The organism is Fulvivirga sp. (assembly GCF_040220315.1).
Lineage (GTDB): Bacteria > Bacteroidota > Bacteroidia > Cytophagales > Cyclobacteriaceae > Fulvivirga.
In genome coordinates this window covers 1-2,474 of sequence record NZ_JAVJUY010000135.1, presented here as the reverse complement: position 1 = coordinate 2,474, position 2,474 = coordinate 1, and the positions used below count along the sequence as shown (strand labels likewise).

The following is a 2,474-nucleotide window of genomic DNA, read 5'->3' as shown; positions in this document are numbered from 1 at the left end:
GATTAAATAAAAACACCAAAATCGAACTACTTGAAAAACTCTCAAAATCTCTAAAGACAACGGAAAAAAGAAAAGAGGCTGATTTTTATAAGTCTTTTGGTGCGTTTGAATCAGAAAAGTCAGCCAAAGAAATTATAGCTGAAATTAAATCCAGTAGGAAATTCAGGGAAAAAGAGATTGACATGTAATGCAATATTTGTTAGACACAAGCATTTGTGTTTTCTTCCTTCGTGGTAGACTGAATTTGGATATCATCTTTAAAGAAAAAGGCAGGGAAAACTGCTACATCTCAGAAATCACCGTTTTTGAACTGCGATTCGGAGCCGAAAATAGCGTGAACCCAACAAAATCTCACAAAGCAGTTGATAGATTCATCAATGGCTTAACCATTATCCCAATTTATAGTTCAGTTAGACTGTATGCTAAAGAAAAAGTTAGATTAAGAAAGATTGGAAAACCAATGCATGATGAGTTTGATCTTTTGATTGGTGTATCAGCAATAGAGAATAAGCTCACTCTTGTAACTGATAATGTTAAAGACTTTGAGTTGATTGAAGGCATTAAAATTGAAAATTGGTTTATTGTTTAATGTATTTAAACAAGAAAGTCAATTACGATACGGTCACGACCGAGCGACAGCGTTTTGATTTTACAGCTCCTTCCGAGGAACCCTGGTTGTTGATTGTGGGGGAGTAAGCTGGTTGCCATGACATGCTTAGATTATCAAGATCTCTATCCAGAATATGCTTTCTGGGTTGAGTTATCGTTGGTTTAACCCTAAAGCGGAAGAATTCACAAAAGTAGATACAAGTCCAAAACGCTGTCACTCAGCAGAAGCCGGGCGACAGCGTTTTGGTTCTGCATATAAATGATCCCAGGATAACCGTTGGTGAAAACACCAACGTTGGCCTGTGGCAATGTGACTCGTATAACTATTCCAAAGGATTAAACACGATGATATATAAGCAAAGAGGAATCCATGCATATAAAATGGAATAACTTAGCTTTTTACTTATCATCATTTTCTTTTTCAAAATCCACCGAAACAACAGGTCAGCCATAATTCCACTGATCATGGCAATAAGTCCAAAATTGGAATCTGACGCCATAGATAATCCCAATGGGTAGAAGACAACCACTAATAATACCAGTGAAATCAGTACGGCTGCTGCAAGGAATAACCCCCACCAAAATTTTGAAAAGAAGTAAACCGGTTCAACTTTTTTTATTGCAGGTTCCATACATCTAGTTTTGAATCATACTTGCCAGAAGTAAAATCTGATATTCTACAATCGGTTGCATCTGTTTAAAGGCCTGCTCCATAATCTGTTTAGTATATTCATCTCCATAGGTCATGGATTGGAACAGTGGCCATAGCTGATAAAACTGCTTTCTTGAATCCGATCCTGTATTATTAAAAAGATCCCAGTTGCCTGCAGCTGCAGACGGGATAACCCTGGCTAGCCAGACTAACTCCTGACCCATAAAAAACAAATCAGCTGATCCATTGTACATTTCATCTGCTGCACGTTGTGTTACCAAAGGATCTACTCCAGCACTTTGCCCAATATTGTACATTTGCTCTCGATCACCATCGGCATTAAAGTTTTGAATTCCCTGGTTTATCATTAGGGCTCCAAGCTCCTGTGCGCATTTGATAACTTCACTGTTACTACCTAGTAATGATGCATTTGCCCGTACATAGTTTGTGATCTGCATAGGATCTCTCGCAACTTCATAAGGGTTGGCCAGGTAATATAATCTCCCTAGTATCCTGGCAGTTTGTTCAGTGTATTTCTGCTTAGGAACAGATGTCTCATAAGAGTGCTCGCTGGAATAATTGGTTTGGGATGAAGAGCCTGAACTGCAAGAAAACAGACTAGCCATCACCATTAGGAATAGTAAATTTCTCATAGCTTTAACAAATTGGTTCTCTTTATAAGTTACAAAAAATTGACACCAAATTCATTCAAGGAATCAAGGTATTTCGGCTGGATTACGTCATTTGTAAGAATTCAATTGAAATAATCCATTTTTATTGGATAATTATCCACTTCATTAAATGGTTAAACCTGGAGCCCTGGGGGTTGATAATGTGTGAATAATCTGATTGTCCTAACCCCTTAGATTATTTATCTTTAGCTTCAATAATTAAACCTATCTCCCCGTGGTCTGTGGCTCACAGACCACCCCTTATTGATTCTTCTTATTGATTCTTGTACGGCAATATTCGGTTTCATTATATTTAAAGAATGACTGATTGGTTAGACGGTAATAGAAAATCTAAAATGAAGCTCAATGAGGTCTACTTCTGGACCGATACCATAAAAGACTGGAGTCATTTATTAGATGATGATGCATACAAGCTATTGATAATAAATCAATTAAAGAGTCAGGTTGAGAAGGGTCAAATAAAAGTTTTTGGATATGTAATCATGCCAAACCACATACACCTGCTATGGCAAATGATTCAG

The 2,474-nt window shown here is 37.3% G+C and carries 5 protein-coding genes; 3 read left to right on the top strand and 2 right to left on the bottom strand.

Going from position 1 to position 2,474, the window contains the following annotated elements:
* Positions 1-188, top strand: a 188-nt coding sequence (locus tag RLO81_RS06395; protein WP_350108869.1) for a hypothetical protein, incomplete at its 5' end; no start/stop codon positions are given.
* Positions 188-589, top strand: coding sequence for a PIN domain-containing protein (locus RLO81_RS06390; RefSeq protein ID WP_350108866.1), 402 nt, complete (start codon positions 188-190; stop codon positions 587-589). The genes RLO81_RS06395 and RLO81_RS06390, both read left to right, overlap by 1 nt.
* Positions 590-932: 343 nt before the next feature.
* On the opposite strand, the gene RLO81_RS06385 is transcribed toward RLO81_RS06390, so the two are convergent.
* Together RLO81_RS06385 and RLO81_RS06380 are read right to left on the bottom strand one after the other, a co-directional pair.
* Entirely contained in the window at positions 933-1,241 is a 309-nt protein-coding gene (locus tag RLO81_RS06385; RefSeq protein ID WP_350108863.1) for a hypothetical protein, read from the bottom strand.
* A 4-nt stretch (positions 1,242-1,245) separates the two neighbouring features.
* On the bottom strand, positions 1,246-1,914 hold the full coding sequence (locus RLO81_RS06380) for a hypothetical protein (protein WP_350108860.1): 669 nt from the start codon (positions 1,912-1,914) through the stop codon (positions 1,246-1,248).
* A gap of 338 nt (positions 1,915-2,252) precedes the next feature.
* On the opposite strand from RLO81_RS06380, the gene RLO81_RS06375 reads away from it, so the two are divergent.
* A partial coding sequence (locus RLO81_RS06375; protein ID WP_502880438.1) for a transposase occupies positions 2,253-2,474 on the top strand: 222 nt, incomplete at its 3' end.